Source organism: Lacinutrix venerupis (assembly GCF_003663945.1).
In the GTDB taxonomy this organism is placed as follows: Bacteria; Bacteroidota; Bacteroidia; order Flavobacteriales; family Flavobacteriaceae; genus Lacinutrix; species Lacinutrix venerupis.
The window spans coordinates 1-1,199 of sequence record NZ_RCCH01000019.1; the positions used below are offsets into that span (position 1 = coordinate 1).

Here is a 1,199-nt window from a genome sequence, read left to right on the forward strand (position 1 = left end):
GCATCACAGCTATCTGTACCACAAGATTCAAGAGCAGCAATGTTAGCAGCATTCCAGTTATCTGCAATGGTTTGGTTTTGATCAGCAGTACAATCAACAGCAGTATCAACCACGTCATTACAAACCGAAAGGTCAGGACCTGTAGTGTCTTCAAGTGTAAGTGTAGCCGTAAGTGTCGTATCATTACCACAATCATCAGCTACGGTATAAGTAACAGTAATAGTACCACCAAGTCCACAAGTAGAGACAAGGTTAGCAAATGCATAATCTGAAGTGACATTAAAAGTAGCATCGGTATCGCAGCTATCTGTACCACAAGATTGTAGTGCTAAAATATTAGCGGCATTCCAATCATCGGCTATAGTTTGGTTATCAGTACCATCACATTCCATAGTTTGATCGGTTACAGAACAAGCTGTAAGGTCAGGACCTGTAGTGTCTTCAAGTGTAAGAGTAGCCGTAAGTGTCGTATCATTACCACAATCATCAGCTACGGTATAAGTAACAGTAATAGTACCACCAGCACCACAAGTAGAGACAAGGTTAGCAAAGCTATAATCAGAAGTAACCTCAAAAGTAGCATCAGTATCACAGCTATCTGTACCACAAGATTGTAGCGCTAAGATATTAGCGGCGTTCCAATCATCGGCTATAGTTTGGTTATCAGTACCGTTACATTCAATAGTTTGATCGGTTACAGAACAAGCCGTAAGGTCAGGCCCAACAGAATCTTCAAGTGTAAGAGTAGCAGTAAGTGTTGTATCATTACCACAATCATCAGCTACGGTATAAGTAACGGTAATAGTACCACCAGCACCACAAGTAGAGACAAGGTTAGCAAAGCTATAATCAGAAGTAACCTCAAAAGTAGCATCAGTATCACAGCTATCTGTACCACAAGATTGTAGCGCTAAGATATTAGCGGCATTCCAATCATCGGCTATAGTTTGGTTATCAGTACCGTTACATTCAATAGTTTGATCGGTTACAGAACAAGCCGTAAGGTCAGGTCCAACAGAATCCTCTAATGTTAATGTAGCAGTAACAGACTCTACATTACCACAATCATCTGTAGCAGTGTATACAACAGTAATCGTACCACCCGCACCACAAGTAGAAGTAAGGTTTGTAAAGTTGTAATCTGAAGTAATTGTAACATTAATATCATCAGCACAAGCTTGAAGTTCAGCAATGTTAGC

Annotated in this window: 1 pseudogene; it reads right to left on the bottom strand. The window is 40.4% G+C overall.

The window, feature by feature from the left end:
- Positions 1 to 1,199 (bottom strand): annotated as a pseudogene (locus CLV86_RS14300) (gliding motility-associated C-terminal domain-containing protein); the annotation flags it as partial.